We start from the raw sequence: 17,867 nt of genomic DNA, 5'->3' as shown, positions 1-17,867 counted from the left end.
AGGTGATTTCTTTGATTAGAACCTATTCGAAGTTTCTGGACAAGCTAGAAACCGTAGAAAAAATATTTTTGGGCATTACTGTTGCCGTTATGATTATTGTAATGGTCTATCAGGTAGTGCTACGATATTGTTTTTCTGCTGCAAACTCGTGGAGTGAGGAGCTGGCAAGGTATCTATTTATCTATGATGTTATGATTGCAGCAGCCATTGCAACAAGGCGGAATAGTCATTTACAAATAGATTTATTGATTAATTTGTTAAAACCAAAGGTAAAAAGTATATTTACAATTATTGCAACATTAGTAGGTATTGTTTTTCTGATGTTTTTGCTCAACTACTCATTAACGCTGTGTCAAACAGCAGCAAATAATATTTCTGCGGGGTTAAAAATTTCTATGTCTATACCTTATGCATGTATGCCAATTGGTATAATCCTTATGATTCTAACTTCGTTTGAAGTAATATTTCAAAATTTGCTACAGATTCAAGAGTTAGGGAAAAGGGAGGTGAATGACCAGTGAATGCCGGTTTGATTGTAATTCTATCTTTGCTTGGACTGTCTTTTTTGGGGATTCCTATATATTTGGCATTGGGCATTGGTACATTGGTTGCCTTAAATGTGGCGGACATGCCTCTCATTGTTTTACCTCAAAAATTATTTGCGGGTATGAATGCCAGCTCCTTATTAGCAATCCCATTCTTCATGTTGGCAGGGAACATTATGTCACGAAGCATCACAGGAAAGCTCATTGATATATCAAATGCTTTAATCGGTTGGATTAAAGGATCTTTGGCAGTGGTTACGGTATTGGCTTCCGCTTTATTTGGGGCAATATCAGGTTCGGGTGTTGCCACGGCATCGGCAGTAGGGGGAACTACCATCCCTGCTATGAAGGAGGAAGGATACCCGCCACATTTTGCGGCAGCAGTATCTGGGATTGCTTCAATTTTAGGACCAATTATACCACCGTCAATTACGCTGATTGTATATGCCAGCATAACAGATTTATCTGTTTCCAAACTTTTTGTAGGCTCTGTAATACCTGGGATATTGCTGGCAGGTGGATTGATTATTTATGCCTTATTTTATGGAATGAAGCATGATTTGCCTGCCCATCCGAAAAAAAAGCCGAAAGAAATTGCACTGACATTAATAGATGGCATCTGGGCATTATTCATGCCTGTAATCATTCTGGGGGGGATTTTCGGAGGTATTTTTACACCAACGGAATCAGCTGCTGTAGCGGTTGTGTATTCCTTGGCCGTGAGTCTTTTCATTTATAAAGATATGAAGCTTAATGAAATTTTTTCTGTTTTTGTAGAGGGTACAATTGCCACATCATCAATCTTGATGTTGGTTGGCCTTTCTAAAGCTTCCAGCTATATTGTTACAACCTCCGGTCTGCCACAACAGGTTTTGGAAGGATTTAGCGCTATCACTTCAAACAAAATTATAATCCTGCTGCTTCTGAATCTGCTGTTCTTAGTTATAGGGATGCTGATGGAGGCAAATGCTGCAATCATTATGATGACACCAATCCTAATGCCTCTGCTTTCTGCTTTTGGAATTGATCCTTTGCAGTTCGGCATTATAATGAGTTTCAATTTATGTATTGGTTTGGTTACGCCTCCAGTAGGAATTTGTTTGTTAATGACAAATCAAATTGCTCGGGCAAGTTTTGTTCAAACTTTAAAGTCAATACTGCCAATGCTATTGCTTTCCATGATGGTGCTATTGCTTGTAACTTTTGTGCCACAGCTTTCTCTGTGGTTGCCAAGCTTGCTTCAATAATTCAGGTGTCACGGTATAATTTTATGTCAGTCAGGATGCTTGTTTTAATACAGCTTTCTGCCAGACTGTACAAAAATGCTTCTTAATACATCAAGTATTTATGAACGCACATTTAGATGGACAGAACTATGACGTATTTCATTTAATTAAACAAAAATCTTTTTTGTAATAGATATTACCCTTCCTAAAATCCTTCTTCATATTTGAAGAGGGATTTTATTTGTTCCTTATCCCTCATAAAGCTTAAAGAATGGAGCTAAATAAGATATACTTTTATACAATTTTTTTGTATGTAATTTTTTTTGTCTATTTAAAGCTGATGATCTGATTTTTTAATCAATAGATGCCTTCAAGAGGAAGTTTTTTAAATATTTCTTTAAAAAGCATAGAAAAAGTGGTATAATAATATCAACTATGCAATCGAAAAAGAAATCCCTGATTTTCATGGATTAGGATAGGAGGCTGGTTAATATGGCAGCGAGATTAGAAAATCAATATGGTGTAATTAGCATTGACCATGAGGTAATTGCAAGAATTGCAGGTTATGCGGCGATAGAGTGCTATGGCATTGTGGGTATGGCAGCAAAAAATATGAAAGACGGCCTAGTTCAGCTTTTGAAGCTGGAAAGTTTAACAAAAGGAATTAAAATGAGTGTGGATCAAAACAAGGTGAGTTTGGATTTGCACATTATTGTAGAATACGGCACCAATATTTCAGCGATCGCAGACAATATCATTAGCACAGTAAAATATTCTGTTGAGGAATATGCAGGGCTTAAGGTGGAAGATGTGAATATCTTTGTTGACGGTGTCAGAGTCGACAACTGAGTATGAGGAGGAACGATCGGTGAGTATTTTGAAGTTGAATGGCCTGCGCTTAAGCAGATTGATTATCGCCGGGGCAAACGAATTAACAGCAAATAAGCAGCTTGTTGACTCGATGAACGTTTTCCCTGTGCCTGATGGGGATACTGGAACAAATATGTCCCTTACCGTTTTGGCGGCAGCAAGAGAGTCAGAAAAGAGCAACTCATTAAGGGTGGATGAAGTCTCTAAGCTGGCTGCAGGTGGTGCATTAAGAGGAGCAAGAGGAAATTCTGGTGTAATTACCTCACAGTTGTTCCGTGGTTTTTCCAAGGGACTAGAAGGATTGGAAGAGGCATGTGTAACAGACTTAGCATTGGCTTTAGATAAGGGTGTTTTAACTGCATATAAAGCAGTTATGAAACCAAAAGAGGGTACTATTTTAACCGTTGCCAGAGCTTGCTCAGAGGCTGGGGCAAAATTGGCATTGGAAACAGACGATATCGAAGTATTTCTCAAAGGAATTATTGCATATGGTCACGAAGTTTTGGCGAAGACACCAGAAATGCTTCCTGTATTAAAGCAGGCTGGCGTGGTTGATGCAGGCGGACGTGGTTTACTCTATATCTTAGAGGGTGCCTTGAAACATATCAATGAAGATGGTCCCATTTCTATAGCGGAACCTACAAAGTCGGAAGCGGTGGATTTTGGTGCATTGGCATCCATCGATAATGTGGATATTACCTTTGGTTATTGCACAGAATTTTTCATCAATATACATCAGGCAGAGGATGCCACGGTTCAGAAGTTGAAGACTTATTTAGGAACCATTGGGGACTCTATCGTATGTGTAAATGATGATGAGGTTATTAAAATTCATGTTCATACTGATCATCCCGGTTTAGCCTTGGAGAAGGCATTGTCTATTGGCAGTTTGAGCGGTTTGAAGATTGAAAATATGCGGGAACAGCATACGAATCACATTGATTTCAACACAAACACCTCTTCTCCTGTGCAAGCGGCAGAAAATAAACAAATAGATAAAAAACCTGAACTTCCCAAAAAGGACATTGGGTTTGTTTCCATATCTGCAGGTGCAGGACTATCCGACATTTTCAGAAACTTAGGTGTGGATATGATTATTGAGGGCGGACAGACAATGAACCCCAGCACAGAAGATATTTTAAATGCAGTTGACCAAATCAATGCAGAAAATATCATCGTATTACCAAACAATAAAAATATTATTTTGGCTGCGGAACAGGCTGTGGATCTTTGTGAAGATAAAAAGCTTTTTGTGGTTCCCACAAGGTCTGTTCCAGAAGGAATTAGTGCCATGTTCTGCAACGCTGAAGGCCTTGGGGCAGAAGAAATGACAGAAGCAATGAAAGAGGCAATTCAGGCTGTTTCAACGGTTTCGGTTACTTATGCAGTAAGGGATACTAATTTTGGTGATAAAGAAATTGCTGAAGGTGACATTCTGGGAATGTTGAATGATGAGATTGTTGTTGTGGCAAAGGATGTTGCAGAAGGAACAAAAGAGGTGCTGAAACAGACCATTACAGATGAAAATGAAATGGTTAGCATTTACTATGGTACCGATGTAACAGCAGAGGATGCACAGGAAATTGCTGATTTTATTACGGAAAGCTATCCTGATTGTGAAGTTGAGATTCAAAGCGGAGCGCAACCTTTATATTACTACATCATTTCTGTTGAATAAAATGAAAAAGACCGCAAAGCCTTTAGTAGGGCTTTGTGGTTTTTTTTATCAAGCACAATTAAAAGGTACTAAACAAAAAAATTAATAATATAATAAATAAAGGGCAGTGCCAATAAGGATGCCCTTCATTGGTTAAACGAAGCGAAATCATAACATTTAATTTTAAAGGAACAACAAAATCAATTGTAAAAAATTCATTATAGGGCAATTAAGATTGTTAATCCTCAAAAGTTATTGAATAATAAAGGACAGTTTGCTTTACACCGCAAGGGCAAACACATCCCAGAAAAATTGTGTCTTCTTGTTCGTAGCAGATATTCCAAAGATATCCAAACACATTAACTAAAAATAAGAAAAAGTTTAGTTGTTCCTCTAACTCATTGGGATGACAATAAGTGAAAACCTTAGCAAACCAAAGTTTGCATGAACCTTGGGAAATATGCCAACCTAGGTTGAATTCCTCTTCTAAAAAAATCCTTTTTTCCTCATCTGTTTTCCCTTCCAGGTATCTTAATAACTCTTCTTTTTGTAACATATTCGCAGCTCCTTATTTAATTATTATATATAATATAATATTCAAGCTAGTATATTTGTGACATTAATTAATGGTTTTATCGAACAAACTTAGTGCTTATAATTAGTTTTTAAAATGGCGGGAATATTTTCCTAGAAAAATCTATGTGTGATGGAGTGAAAATAGGTGAAAAGCTGTTATAAAAACCTTTCCCTCTGCAAATAAAAACACTATAATTGTTACATAACAATTTAGCGGACGTGCCTATGCATTGATGAGAAAGAGGTGATGAAATGGAGTGGACTGATTCTATTTCCTGCTTAAAGGGTATTGGTGAACAACGGGAAAGAAAACTGAATAAACTTGGGGTTTATACGGTTGAAGACCTTATCACTCATTATCCCAGAGACTACAAGGATCGTAGCAGACTGGCGAAAATCAACGAGCTGGAGTTAGATGAGGAAAACACCTTTATTGCCTGCTGTAAGGGAAACGGGGAGACAATGAAACATGGGAGATTTACCCTTACCAGACTTAAGGTTGTGGATGAAACGGGAGAAATTGGTTTGCTATGGTATAATCAACCATATATGAAGACAACTTTGAAACCCAGAGAGTGGTATTTGTTTACTGGGAAATTACAAAAAAATATGGCCGTAAGGAGTTTTCTGTTACTGAATGGGAAGGAATAGGAGAGCATTTTGCAGGTGGGCGTATTATTCCTGTTTATCCTAGTGTGGAGGGAATTTCTCAAAAGATGCTTCGGGGGCTTATGGAAGATGCACTGGGTCTGATGTGTGCGGGTCTGCCTGAGTACATTCCCCATTGGATTCGCAAAGAATATCAACTGGCGGAGCGTAATTTTTCCATACAGGAAATACATTTTCCTAAGACAGAACAAAGTTTCTATGATGCAAGACGCAGGCTGGTTTTTGAAGAACTCTTTTTACTGCAAGGAGCATTGTTTTCATTAAAAGCATTTTTTGAGAAAGAAAAAAATGGAATTCTATTAAAAAAACAGAGGCCTCTAGAGGAATTTCAGCAATATTTGCCCTTTCATTTTACCAATGCCCAAAGGCGGGTATTGAAGGAAATTGAAGAGGATATGTCAACGGGCAAACAGATGAATCGGTTGATACAAGGGGATGTGGGCAGCGGGAAAACGGCAGTAGCTATGGCGGCATCCTACTGGGCGATACAAAACGGGTACCAATCAGTTTTAATGGCACCTACAGAGGTATTGGCCCAGCAGCATTATCAATCTATTTTGTCTGTTTTTGAAGGTTTAGGAATTACAACTGTACTTTTGACAGGTGGGCAAACAGCAAAAGAGAAGAGAAGTGCCTTAGAAAAAATAGCATCGGGAGCGGGGGAAATGATTATTGGTACCCATGCAGTCATTCAAAAGGGAGTGGAATATCATAATTTGGGCTTGGCCATTACCGATGAGCAGCATCGCTTTGGTGTTCGACAGAGGAGTGCTTTAAATCAAAAGGGAGAAGCTCCTCATGTTTTAGTTATGACTGCAACACCCATTCCAAGAACGTTGGCACTTATTTTGTATGGAGATTTGGATGTTTCAATCATTGATGAATTGCCCCCGGGGAGACAAAAAATAGATACCATGGCAGTGACCAGCAGTTATCATGATAGGATATATACATTTATTGATAAGGAAGTGCAACAAGGCAGGCAGGCTTATGTTATTTGCCCCATGATTGAGGAAAATGAAAAGCTTGAGCTGCAATCTGTATTAAATTTTACGGAAGAGTTACAGCAAAAATTGAGTCATTGTATTGTTTCATGCGTTCATGGGAAAATGAAACCCAAGGAAAAGCAGGAGATTATGGAGGCCTTTGCAAAAGGAGAAATTCATGTACTTGTGTCTACCACGGTAATTGAGGTTGGTATCAACGTGCCCAACGCTGTGATTATGTTAATAGAGAATGCTGAGAGGTTTGGTTTGGCGCAGTTGCACCAGTTAAGAGGACGAGTAGGCCGAGGCAGTGAGAAGTCCTATTGCATTTTAGTAAGCGATGCAAAAGCAAAAATTGCAAAACAACGGCTAAAGACTTTGGTGGACTCTCAGGACGGTTTTGTTATTTCTGAAATGGATTTGAAACTGCGAGGGCCTGGAGAATTTTTTGGGACAAGGCAGCATGGGTTGCCGGAATTAAAAATTGCGAATATGTATCAGGACATGCCCATATTGATCGAAGCGCAAAAAGCTGCAATAAAAATGTTGGAGATGGATCCTACATTAAGTTTGGAGATGCATCAAGGAATCAAGGAAAGATTTGCTCAGTTAATGGAAGGCAGGCAATTGGAACTTTAAGACCGAATACTTCTCAAAAAGAAAATAGTATATTTTAAGTCTAAACGAGAAATAGAAATTAATTGCATTGAAGAGGTTTATTGGAGAGCAGTTTTCTTTGAGGGTAGAAAAAAGCCACCCAAATGGGTGGCTTAGGAAGCTTAATTAGTTAGCACAAACGTTGATAGCACGTGTTTTGCGTTTATCCTTAGGATCAGCTTCTGTGTCAAAAGTTACTTTTTGACCTTCGTTTAAGGATTTGAAACCGTTGGACTGGATGGAAGAGAAATGTACAAATACATCATCGCCACCGTTGTCAGGTGTAATAAATCCAAAACCTTTTTCTGCGTTAAACCATTTTACTGTACCGTTATTCATAATCAGTACCTCCTAAAAAAAATTATCTCGGGCATATAATAAAAAAACTCTTAAATTGTAGTCAGATATTAATTATCGGCTAGAATTTAAGAGCGAATAATCATATATACGAAACATTTTTATTGTACGATAAATAAAACGATTTGTCAATAAATAATTATGAATTTAACCCTATATTTCTCAGTAAAATGAATTTATTGTGCGATTGACTATAAAAAGATTTAATTACCAATTATATAATGATAATTTCGAGGAAATTAACTTATGTATCCATACCATAACAAAATAAAACAAAGAATTAAAAATGGAGAGTTGGAAACATATTATTTTTGTGAAAGTTACCCCAAAATTGGAGAGTGTTTAGTTTTGGTTTTTGTAACAGAGCCAGTAACTAGACCAATTCGCCCACATAGATATCACGAGTATTTAAAATTATTAGAACAACAAAACAAAGAGAATTCAAATGAAGTAAACCAGAGAGGTAAATAGCAGAGAAGGGGTAAAAGGTTTCTATGTGTACAAATAAATTTTATAAAGTAATATTTTTATTGAGTCTAAAATTCATTTTAGAAATGGAACAATTTAATAGAAGGAAAGAGTTATAAAAAATAGAAAGGAATAAAAATATAGAGACGAAGTCCTTTTTTTGCAGAACTTTGTCTCTATAACATTTGTGTTTTTATATTTCTTGCATTTCATACAGAGTTAAGTGAGAGAATTATAATTGAATCATTGTAATCATAGGGATAAGAATACCAAGTTTATTTGTATTTTTTGGGTATTTCAGGGAATGGCAATATTTCTTTCCCTTGTTCTAATATTTTTACTTTGTTTTTTCCCTTGGGTTTAAGAAGTTCTTCCCTTGTGTCATATTTCACATCTGCTTTTGCCATAAAATCACCTCGTTATAGTATGAAGAATTTATTGTGTTTTTATTCTTAGGAAAAAGTGTCAGTATAGATATCCAGGGTTCATAATTTGGTAATTGTCTACTTTTATGATATAATAAAATCTGAATCTAGGTTAATTGTTATAGTTAAGTGAATTAAATAATTTTTTATGACAAGTAGATAGATAGTCAATGGTTCCCTTTATTGTCTAACAAGAAGCTTTTGGGTTCCGACAGATAAGGGAAGTCAAATTATGTTTGTTGTAGTTTTATGAAATGAAACAAGTCTCAGAAAAAGCAGTTTATGTTTTAGCTAAATATTTCTTTCTTTTTCTCTTTTCATGTTTGAGAATGACATCAGCTTGAAAAGATCTTCTATATAAAAGAAGATTGGACGATTGGACAAATATAGGATTGATCTAGGCCTGTTATATTAGAGAATGAGATTTAAAAACTGCAAAATATATAGAGATGTAAAAAAGAGATTTTTTGGATATACAAATTAAGAAGTAGCTAAAATTTCTTTTAAGTTCAAAGAATACCACAAAAAATATTTTATTTATGTGAATTAATGAAAGTGAAAAACTTATGAATAATTTTTCTCGCGTCTACATTGAAATTACGAATATGTGCAATCTATCATGTAGTTTTTGCATTGGCAACGTTCGTCCTCCACGGTTTATGAGTACTGATGAATTTGCACATGTTATTCAGCAAGTAAAGCCATTTACGAAACATATTTATCTGCACATACTGGGTGAACCACTGTTACATCCGCAATTGGAAGAACTTTTGTCTGTTGCTTATCGCTTTGACATGCATGTAAACATTACAACGAATGGTACGCTGTTGGCGAAATGTCAAGAGATACTATTGAATGCACCTGTATTGCGGAAAGTAAGTGTATCATTGCACAGCATGGAGCCGGGTAGTCCATATTGCAATGAGGACTATCTTCGGGATGTGGCATTGTTTGTTACAGCTGCAACGGAAAAGGGGATATTCTGCGAGTTGAGAATGTGGAATCTGGGATCCGAAGACATTGATAATGTTGCTATTTTTACTCCCTTGTGCAGTCTATTGGGATTGGGTCATACCGCACAAGAAGAGGCGAGAAGTAAAATTTGCGAAAGCGGCAACACTACCCTAGCGCCCCGCCTTTTCCTCGGAAAGGCTGCTCGATTTACATGGCCCAGTATGGATGAGGTCCCCACGGAACAACCTATATTCTGTCATGGGTTAAGAAGCCAGATAGGTGTGTTAAGTGATGGCACAGTAGTGCCGTGCTGTTTGGATAGCCGAGGTGATATTGCACTGGGCAATATTTTTCATGCGCCCCTTGCTGAAATTTTATCGGGTGAACGTGCTCGGGCGCTCTATGATGGTTTTTCAGTAAGGCAGCCGAGTGAAGAGCTTTGTCGTCGTTGTGGATATGCAAAACGTTTTTAGCAAGTAAATTGCGTAAGTACTATTGTTATTTCTATATATAAGTGCGTGAATACTGTAGAAACTGTCGAAAGGTAATAACCTCTAAATAAATTTGATTCATATTATTTATCTCGCGTAGTCAAACTAGATGTGATATGTTGGGAGGCTTCTTTATGGAAAGTTTTTTACATGCTTTTTTTATACTTTTTTATATTATATTAGTAGTTTTCTTTATAAGATTTCTGGTTTTTATTTCTGAGGCAAATAGGATTTTATAATTTTATAAATAAGTACATACAGATTTTATTGAAGAAGTGGAATAAGTAAATTTAAAAAAGAACAAAAAAAGACTTTTTTTGCTTGACAGAATAGAAAGGGCATGTTATTATATGATTCCTTGCTGAACAGCTTGGTATTTTAAATATTTTTTAGGCAGTAAGATTTTTATCCATATGATAAAAAAATGCGACAAAAAAGTTTAAAAAAATTGAAAAAAGTATTTGACAAGATTGAATAAATCTGATAAGATAAACTTCGCTGCTGAAACAGCGACTTGATCCTTGAAAACTAAACAGTAGAGATACAAACACACAACCCATAGTCAATTCAGCTTTTCCGCTTAGCGGAGAAAGCAAAAGAAGACAAAGAGTTTACCGATTTCGAAAAAATCGGAAAGTAAGCCAGACATGAGACTGGCAGGACAAAACTTTAATATAAGAGTTTGATCCTGGCTCAGGATGAACGCTGGCGGCGTGCTTAACACATGCAAGTCGAGCGGAAATATGCAATCGGAGAGCTTCGGCAGGAAGATTACATATTTTAGCGGCGGACGGGTGAGTAACGTGTGGGCAACCTGCCCTGTACTGTGGAATAATCACTGGAAACGGTGACTAATACCGCATGTCATTGCGAGAGGGCATCCTCTTGCAAGAAAAGGATTTATTCGGTACAGGATGGGCCCGCATCTGATTAGCTAGTTGGTGAGATAACAGCCCACCAAGGCAACGATCAGTAGCCGACCTGAGAGGGTGATCGGCCACATTGGGACTGAGACACGGCCCAAACTCCTACGGGAGGCAGCAGTGGGGAATATTGCACAATGGGCGAAAGCCTGATGCAGCAACGCCGCGTGAAGGAAGAAGGGTTTCGGCTCGTAAACTTCTATCAACAGGGACGAAAAAAATGACGGTACCTGAATAAGAAGCCCCGGCTAACTACGTGCCAGCAGCCGCGGTAATACGTAGGGGGCAAGCGTTATCCGGAATTACTGGGTGTAAAGGGAGAGTAGGCGGCATGGTAAGTTAGATGTGAAAGCCCGAGGCTTAACCTCGGGATTGCATTTAAAACTATCAAGCTAGAGTACAGGAGAGGTAAGTGGAATTCCTAGTGTAGCGGTGAAATGCGTAGATATTAGGAAGAACACCAGTGGCGAAGGCGACTTACTGGACTGAAACTGACGCTGAGGCTCGAAAGCGTGGGGAGCGAACAGGATTAGATACCCTGGTAGTCCACGCCGTAAACGATGAGTGCTAGGTGTCGGGGGGGAACCCTCGGTGCCGCAGCTAACGCAATAAGCACTCCACCTGGGGAGTACGATCGCAAGATTGAAACTCAAAGGAATTGACGGGGGCCCGCACAAGCGGTGGAGCATGTGGTTTAATTCGAAGCAACGCGAAGAACCTTACCAAGGCTTGACATCCCTCTGACCGGTGTAGAGATACACCTTCTCTTCGGAGCAGAGGTGACAGGTGGTGCATGGTTGTCGTCAGCTCGTGTCGTGAGATGTTGGGTTAAGTCCCGCAACGAGCGCAACCCCTATTCTTAGTAGCCATCATTCAGTTGGGCACTCTAGGGAGACTGCCGTGGATAACACGGAGGAAGGTGGGGATGACGTCAAATCATCATGCCCCTTATGTCTTGGGCTACACACGTGCTACAATGGCTGGTAACAAAGTGACGCAAAACGGCGACGTCGAGCAAATCACAAAAACCCAGTCCCAGTTCGGATTGTAGTCTGCAACTCGACTACATGAAGCTGGAATCGCTAGTAATCGCGAATCAGAATGTCGCGGTGAATACGTTCCCGGGCCTTGTACACACCGCCCGTCACACCATGGGAGTTGGAAGCACCCGAAGTCGGTGACCTGACCGTAAGGAAGGAGCCGCCGAAGGTGAAGCCAGCGACTGGGGTGAAGTCGTAACAAGGTAGCCGTATCGGAAGGTGCGGCTGGATCACCTCCTTTCTATGGAGTATTGGTTGTTAATGTATACTACTGTTTGGTTTTGAAGGATCAAACCTTCAATGCTGCACCTTGAAAACTGAATACAAGAAAAAAGAGTCAATCGAGAAAAAGTAAAATTTTCTTTAGAAATAAAAGTAATAAACGTTGGCAGACGATGCCAACAAAACCGTAGTATCGCTACTACGAAACATTCCAAAGAACAAGCTATTGTTTTGAATTTATTCAAAGCAAAAAACTGGTCAAGCAAGAAAGAGCACAAGGAGAATGCCTTGGCACTAGGAGCCGATGAAAGACGTGATAAGCTGCGATAAGCTTCGGGGAGGCGCAAATAGCCATCGATCCGGAGATTTCTGAATGGGGAAACCTACTTGAGCAAACCTCAAGTATCCATACGTAAATACATAGCGTATGGAAGGGAACGCTGTGAACTGAAACATCTAAGTAGCAGCAGGAGGAGAAAGAAAACTCGATTTCCTAAGTAGCGGCGAGCGAAAGGGAAAGAGGCCAAACCGAAGGACCTAGTTCTTCGGGGTTGCGGACTGTATAAGGTATTGGCAAGAGATAGTCGAACTGTTTTGGGAAAGCAGACCAAAGACGGTGAAAGTCCAGTAGACGAAATTTTGAGCCAGCTGACAGAATCCAGAGTACCACGGGACACGAGAAACCCTGTGGGAAGCCGGGGGGACCACCCCCCAAGCCTAAATACTCCCTAGTGACCGATAGTGAAGCAGTACTGTGAAGGAAAGGTGAAAAGAACCCCGGGAGGGGAGTGAAAGAGAACCTGAAACCTTGTGCTTACAAACAGTCAGAGGGCTTTGTGCCTGATGGCGTACTTTTTGTAGAACGGTCCGGCGAGTTACTAATGCTAGCAAGGTTAAGTGGTCAGAAGCCACGGAGCCGAAGGGAAACCAAGTCTGAATAGGGCGTATAGTTAGTATTAGTAGACCCGAAACCGGGTGACCTATCCATGTCCAGGTTGAAGGAGCCGTAAAAGGCTTTGGAGGACCGAACACACATCTGTTGAAAAAGGTGGTGATGAGGTGTGGATAGCGGAGAAATTCCAATCGAACTCGGAGATAGCTGGTTCTCCTCGAAATAGCTTTAGGGCTAGCCTCGAGAGGAGTCTAACGGAGGTAAAGCACTGAACTGACGCGGGGCCCAAAAAGGTTACCAACTCATATCAAACTAAGAATGCCGTAGAGATACCCTCGGGAGTCAGTCTGCGTGAGATAAGTCGCGTGGACAAAAGGGAAAGAGCCCAGACCGACAGCTAAGGTCCCAAAGTACGTGTTAAGTGGAAAAGGATGTGGGATTTCATAGACAACTAGGATGTTGGCTTAGAAGCAGCCACTCATTTAAAGAGTGCGTAATAGCTCACTAGTCGAGAAAACCTGCGCCGAAAATGTAACGGGGCTAAAACACGTCACCGAAGCTACGGATTTCCTACGAAGAGTAGGAAGTGGTAGAGGAGCATCCTGCAAGGACGAAGCCAAAGTGAAAACAATGGTGGACGAAACAGGAGAGAGAATGCCGGAATGAGTAGCGAGATACATGTGAGAAACATGTAGGCCGAATATCTAAGGTTTCCTGAGTAAAGCTAATCTTCTCAGGGTTAGTCGGGGCCTAAGGCGAGGACGAAAGTCGTAGTCGATGGACAACAGGTTGATATTCCTGTACTACGTATAATCAGAACTGTGGGGACGCAGGAGGATAGGAAAACCGGGGAATGGAAATACCCGGCTAAGCACAAAGTCAAGGGAGATAGGCAAATCCGTTTTCTGATGATGAAGTGCGATGGGGACTGAAAAAAAGTAGGGAAGTTTCCGAATCCACACTGCCAAGAAAAGCCGCTATTGTATTATACGTACCCGTACCGTAAACCGACACAGGTAGATGAGGAGAAAATCCACAGGCCGACGGGAGAAGTGTTGTTAAGGAACTCGGCAAAATAACCCCGTAACTTAGGGATAAGGGGAGCCACGAAAGTGGCCGCAGAAAAGAGGCTCAAGCGACTGTTTAGCAAAAACATAGGTCTATGCGAAACCGTAAGGTGATGTATATGGGCTGACACCTGCCCGGTGCTGGAAGGTTAAGAGGAGAGGTTAGCGTAAGCGAAGCTTTGAATTCAAGCCCCAGTAAACGGCGGCCGTAACTATAACGGTCCTAAGGTAGCGAAATTCCTTGTCAGGTAAGTTCTGACCCGCACGAAAGGTGTAACGATTTGAGCACTGTCTCGACAACACGCCCGGTGAAATTGAAGAACCAGTGAAGATACTGGTTACCCGCAACAGGACGGAAAGACCCCATGGAGCTTTACTGCAGCCTGATACTGGGATTCGATGATATATGTACAGGATAGGAGGGAGGCTATGAAGCCAGGACGCTAGTCTTGGTGGAGCCGCCGGTGGGATACCTCTCTTATGTCATTGGATTTCTAACCCATGTCCATTATCTGGATAGGGGACAATGTCAGGCGGGCAGTTTGACTGGGGCGGTCGCCTCCTAAAAGGTAACGGAGGCGCTCGAAGGTCACCTCAGAATGATTGGAAACCATTCAAAGAGTGTAAAGGCAAAAGGTGGCTTGACTGCGACAGCGACGGCTGGAGCAGGTACGAAAGTAGGACTTAGTGATCCGGTGGTAATAAGTGGGAATGCCATCGCTCAACGGATAAAAGCTACCCTGGGGATAACAGGCTTATCTCCCCCAAGAGTTCACATCGACGGGGAGGTTTGGCACCTCGATGTCGGCTCATCGCATCCTGGGGCTGAAGTAGGTCCCAAGGGTTGGGCTGTTCGCCCATTAAAGCGGTACGCGAGCTGGGTTCAGAACGTCGTGAGACAGTTCGGTCCCTATCCGTTGTGGGCGCTGGAAATTTGAGAGGAGCTGTCCTTAGTACGAGAGGACCGGGATGGACGTACCTCTGGTGTACCGGTTGCAGACCAACTGCACAGCCGGGTAGCTATGTATGGAACGGATAAACGCTGAAGGCATCTAAGCGTGAAGCCGCCCTCAAGATAAGATTTCCCATTCTTCGGAAGTAAGGTCCCTTGAAGATAACGAGGTAGATAGGTTGGAGGTGTAAGCATGGTAACATGTTCAGCTGACCAATACTAATAGACCGAGGGCTTGACCAATAAATCGATTGATAAAGGCGAGGTAATTTCTTTTCCTAACGGAAAAGACCGCTATATTTCCTTCGCATCAATCACCTCTTTACACCTTAGGTGTCTGGTCGGTGATTGGTAAACGCTTAGGAAAGCACTAATATTCTTGTATTCAGTTTTGAAGGTGTAGAGATACATCTGAAAGGACAAAGAGGAAGTGAAAGCTTGCCAAAGTCCTTGATATTTCTGGTGATGATGCGCTTAGGGGACACACCCGTTCCCATTCCGAACACGTCGGTTAAGACCTAAGCGGTCGATGATACTTGGTGGGAAGCTGCCTGGGAAAGTAGATGGTTGCCAGAATTCAATTTCGAAAAGAACTGCTGAGGCAGTTCTTTTTTTATATTTTAAAATTTTCTAATTGAACATAAGACGGTAATATGAATCTTACATGTTTGATTTAATTAGTAAAAAGAAAAGCCCTCGGAACAACCAAAATAAAGGTTATTGCGAGGGTTTCTTTAATAAGAAAAAGAAATGCCAGGGTACACGCTTAAAAAGTAACAATATTGAAAATGACGATATGTTATCTATTGATGAAAGAGTGATAAAAATTGCAAAGATAAAAGCGTCAAGTTATAGTAATAATTATACTCTTGTGATTAAGTCAGAGGTTTTTGCCGTACTGATGGACAACATGTATCTATTTAAATCACAAGTTATTCAGTATATCCAAGATATCGATTTAGCAGTTCATGTTGCGTTAGAAACAGAAGAAACTTTACAGGGCTTAGTGGGACATAGCTTAATTTCAAACGATTTACAAGCTGAAGAAAACACTGGGTCATTGAAAGATATTGAGAAAGAAGTAGATAAACCCAAAAGGTAGTGTTGTAAAAACAGATAGAAGAGACATCAGAAAATCCAGTATACTGAAAAAACATCAGAGGAGCCTAACGAAGACGTTCAGTATCACATAATAAAAAATAAGGGCATGGGAGGCCTCAGAGGAAAACACTATTTATGAACTCATGCTAAAGCAACAAAAAAACAAGAAAAGCAAGGATTTGACCTATAAATGGAATAAATAGGATTAACAAGTAGACTTGAATTGAAAACTTCTCAAAATGACTAATGTAAGAGTTATTTAGAGGGTTTTTCCTATATAATGTTATATTTATAAAAAAAGTTGTGCTGCTCATTGAAGAGGGAGTTGTTCTTCTATTGCAGGTATATAAACTACACTGAGTAAGATTAAAATATAATCAAACAAGCTGTTAATTTTGCTTAAATACAACAATTATTGGAAAGTATATTAACAAACTCATCTTTTTGGTTTATTATAAGTACAAATAATTGGATTATTAAAATGGAAAGGAGCGTGACATATGTATTGTTTGAAAAAAATAACAGATGATTTGATTTGGGTAGGAGGAAATGACCGACGTTTGGCAATGTTTGAAGGGGTATATTCTGTGCCGGATGGAGTTTCTTATAATTCCTATCTGATGATGGATGAAAAAACAGTTCTTTTTGATACTGTAGACAAGGCAGTAAGCAAAGTTTTTTTCGAAAATTTAACTGAGGTGTTGGGAGAAAGACCTTTGGATTATTTGGTGGTCCATCACATGGAGCCTGACCATTCTTTTACATTGGAAGAGGTGGTACTTCGTTATCCGAATCTAAAGATTATCTGTAATTCTAAGATTGTAACAATAATTAAGCAATTTTTTGACTTTGATATTGATTCCCGTGCCATTATTGTGAAAGAAGGAGAGGAACTCTCCACAGGCAAGCATCAGCTGAAATTTTATATGGCTCCTATGGTACATTGGCCTGAAGTAATGATGACGTATGATACTACCGATGGTATTTTATTTTCTGCGGATGCTTTTGGTTGTTTTGGGGCGTTAAATGGTGCTATTTTTGCCGATGAGGTGGATTTTCAGCAGAATTATATGGAGGAAGCAAGGCGATATTATTCTAACATCATTGGGAAATACGGTTCTCAGGTTCAGGCAGTTTTAAAGAAAATAGTTCCTTTAGAAATTCGCTTATTATGTCCGTTACATGGGTTTGTTTGGAGAAAAGATATTGAAATATACCTAGAAAAGTATGATAGATGGAGTAGCTATACCCCAGAAGAAGAGGGTGTGGTCATTGCATATGCTTCTATCTATGGCAATACAGAAAATGCAGCAGAAATACTTGCATCTCGTTTGTGGGATAGAGGGATTAAGGCGATTATGTTTGATGTATCAGTTACCCATGCATCGGATATTATAACTGCAGCATTTCGTTACAGCCATTTGGTATTTGCCTCGACTACCTATAACAATGGGATTTTTGTTAGTATGGAAGCACTGATATTTGATATTGTTGCACATAATCTGCAAAATCGTACGATAGCGGTAATAGAGAATGGATCATGGGCACCTAACAGTGGTAAGTTAATCCGAACTGAGTTAGAAAAATGTAAGAATATGAATATTTTAGAGAATAAGCTAAGTATTAAGTCAACTTTGAAAAAAAATCAATTATCAGAAATTGATGCAATGGTTGATACTATAGCGGAGACTTTGTTACAAAAAGCGAGAAAGTCTTCATGATTTGGTGTAATGATTTTTTATTTATTACTGCTGGATAAATTTTTAAATCTTCATTCTCATCTTTAATT

12 protein-coding genes and 3 rRNA genes are annotated in these 17,867 nt (G+C 39.8%); 12 read left to right on the top strand and 3 right to left on the bottom strand.

Annotated features, from left to right (window positions below):
* Nucleotides 1-11 precede the first annotated feature (11 nt).
* The 4 genes from CPRO_RS11990 (at nucleotide 12) to CPRO_RS11975 (ending at nucleotide 4,319) form a co-directional block, all read left to right on the top strand.
* On the top strand, nucleotides 12-521 hold the full coding sequence (locus CPRO_RS11990) for a TRAP transporter small permease (protein ID WP_066052203.1): 510 nt from the start codon (nucleotides 12-14) through the stop codon (nucleotides 519-521).
* A complete protein-coding gene (locus tag CPRO_RS11985) occupies nucleotides 518-1,792 on the top strand; it encodes a TRAP transporter large permease (RefSeq protein WP_082754354.1) in 1,275 nt (424 codons plus the stop codon). Before CPRO_RS11990 ends, CPRO_RS11985 begins: the two co-directional genes overlap by 4 nt.
* A 471-nt stretch (nucleotides 1,793-2,263) precedes the next feature.
* Nucleotides 2,264-2,620 (top strand): Asp23/Gls24 family envelope stress response protein, encoded by a 357-nt coding sequence (locus CPRO_RS11980; protein WP_066052200.1) that lies wholly within the window; start codon nucleotides 2,264-2,266, stop codon nucleotides 2,618-2,620.
* A 19-nt stretch (nucleotides 2,621-2,639) separates the two neighbouring features.
* The gene (locus CPRO_RS11975) at nucleotides 2,640-4,319 is read left to right on the top strand and encodes a DAK2 domain-containing protein (RefSeq protein WP_066052198.1); all 1,680 of its coding nucleotides are present in this window, start codon (nucleotides 2,640-2,642) and stop codon (nucleotides 4,317-4,319) included.
* A gap of 217 nt (nucleotides 4,320-4,536) precedes the next feature.
* Here CPRO_RS11975 and CPRO_RS11970 read toward each other — a convergent pair whose 3' ends face one another.
* Nucleotides 4,537-4,854: a hypothetical protein gene (locus tag CPRO_RS11970; protein WP_066052196.1), complete on the bottom strand. Its 318-nt coding sequence runs from the start codon at nucleotides 4,852-4,854 to the stop codon at nucleotides 4,537-4,539.
* A gap of 272 nt (nucleotides 4,855-5,126) precedes the next feature.
* On the opposite strand from CPRO_RS11970, the gene CPRO_RS15850 reads away from it, so the two are divergent.
* A complete protein-coding gene (locus CPRO_RS15850) occupies nucleotides 5,127-5,525 on the top strand; it encodes a hypothetical protein (protein ID WP_236782352.1) in 399 nt (132 codons plus the stop codon).
* Complete coding sequence (recG, locus tag CPRO_RS11965; RefSeq protein ID WP_236782351.1) at nucleotides 5,450-7,168, top strand: ATP-dependent DNA helicase RecG; 1,719 nt, start codon at nucleotides 5,450-5,452, stop codon at nucleotides 7,166-7,168. The genes CPRO_RS15850 and recG overlap by 76 nt, the downstream gene beginning before the upstream one ends.
* Before the next feature lie 144 nt (nucleotides 7,169-7,312).
* On the opposite strand, the gene CPRO_RS11960 is transcribed toward recG, so the two are convergent.
* Nucleotides 7,313-7,525, bottom strand: a complete 213-nt coding sequence (locus CPRO_RS11960; RefSeq protein WP_066052193.1) for a cold-shock protein — start codon at nucleotides 7,523-7,525, stop codon at nucleotides 7,313-7,315.
* A 761-nt stretch (nucleotides 7,526-8,286) separates the two neighbouring features.
* On the bottom strand, nucleotides 8,287-8,418 hold the full coding sequence (locus CPRO_RS15940; RefSeq protein ID WP_257721880.1) for a hypothetical protein: 132 nt from the start codon (nucleotides 8,416-8,418) through the stop codon (nucleotides 8,287-8,289).
* A 584-nt stretch (nucleotides 8,419-9,002) separates the two neighbouring features.
* Here CPRO_RS15940 and CPRO_RS11950 point away from each other — a divergent pair.
* The 6 genes from CPRO_RS11950 to CPRO_RS11925 all read left to right on the top strand — a co-directional run bounded on the left by CPRO_RS11950 (nucleotide 9,003) and on the right by CPRO_RS11925 (nucleotide 17,799).
* Nucleotides 9,003-9,863, top strand: coding sequence for a radical SAM/SPASM domain-containing protein (locus CPRO_RS11950; protein WP_066052185.1), 861 nt, complete (start codon nucleotides 9,003-9,005; stop codon nucleotides 9,861-9,863).
* Between the two features lie 688 nt (nucleotides 9,864-10,551).
* Nucleotides 10,552-12,085: ribosomal RNA gene (locus CPRO_RS11945) — 16S ribosomal RNA — on the top strand.
* A 237-nt stretch (nucleotides 12,086-12,322) separates the two neighbouring features.
* Nucleotides 12,323-15,220 (top strand): 23S ribosomal RNA (locus tag CPRO_RS11940).
* Nucleotides 15,221-15,435: 215 nt separating this feature from the next.
* Nucleotides 15,436-15,553 (top strand): 5S ribosomal RNA (gene rrf / locus CPRO_RS11935).
* Together the 16S, 23S and 5S rRNA genes form the textbook arrangement of a ribosomal RNA operon.
* 88 nt (nucleotides 15,554-15,641) lie before the next feature.
* Nucleotides 15,642-16,079: a hypothetical protein gene (locus CPRO_RS11930; protein ID WP_066052182.1), complete on the top strand. Its 438-nt coding sequence runs from the start codon at nucleotides 15,642-15,644 to the stop codon at nucleotides 16,077-16,079.
* Between the two features lie 499 nt (nucleotides 16,080-16,578).
* Complete coding sequence (locus tag CPRO_RS11925) at nucleotides 16,579-17,799, top strand: FprA family A-type flavoprotein (RefSeq protein WP_066052179.1); 1,221 nt, start codon at nucleotides 16,579-16,581, stop codon at nucleotides 17,797-17,799.
* The last annotated feature ends 68 nt before the right edge of the window (nucleotides 17,800-17,867 follow it).

This window comes from Anaerotignum propionicum DSM 1682 (assembly GCF_001561955.1).
GTDB lineage: Bacteria > Bacillota > Clostridia > Lachnospirales > Anaerotignaceae > Chakrabartyella > Chakrabartyella propionicum.
The sequence above is the reverse complement of the archived record's forward strand: the minus strand, read 5'-3'. Positions and strand labels throughout refer to the sequence as shown.

What these genes read in the sequence shown, in the direction of transcription:
- CPRO_RS11980 (WP_066052200.1), top strand. Translation starts at nt 2,264, where the DNA reads ATGGCAGCGAGATTAGAAAATCAATATGGTGTAATTAGCATTGACCAT.
- CPRO_RS11970 (WP_066052196.1), bottom strand. Translation starts at nt 4,854, where the DNA reads ATGTTACAAAAAGAAGAGTTATTAAGATACCTGGAAGGGAAAACAGAT.
- CPRO_RS15850 (WP_236782352.1), top strand. Translation starts at nt 5,127, where the DNA reads ATGGAGTGGACTGATTCTATTTCCTGCTTAAAGGGTATTGGTGAACAA.
- CPRO_RS11960 (WP_066052193.1), bottom strand. Translation starts at nt 7,525, where the DNA reads ATGAATAACGGTACAGTAAAATGGTTTAACGCAGAAAAAGGTTTTGGA.
- CPRO_RS15940 (WP_257721880.1), bottom strand. Translation starts at nt 8,418, where the DNA reads ATGGCAAAAGCAGATGTGAAATATGACACAAGGGAAGAACTTCTTAAA.
- CPRO_RS11950 (WP_066052185.1), top strand. Translation starts at nt 9,003, where the DNA reads ATGAATAATTTTTCTCGCGTCTACATTGAAATTACGAATATGTGCAAT.
- CPRO_RS11930 (WP_066052182.1), top strand. Translation starts at nt 15,642, where the DNA reads ATGTTTGATTTAATTAGTAAAAAGAAAAGCCCTCGGAACAACCAAAAT.
- CPRO_RS11925 (WP_066052179.1), top strand. Translation starts at nt 16,579, where the DNA reads ATGTATTGTTTGAAAAAAATAACAGATGATTTGATTTGGGTAGGAGGA.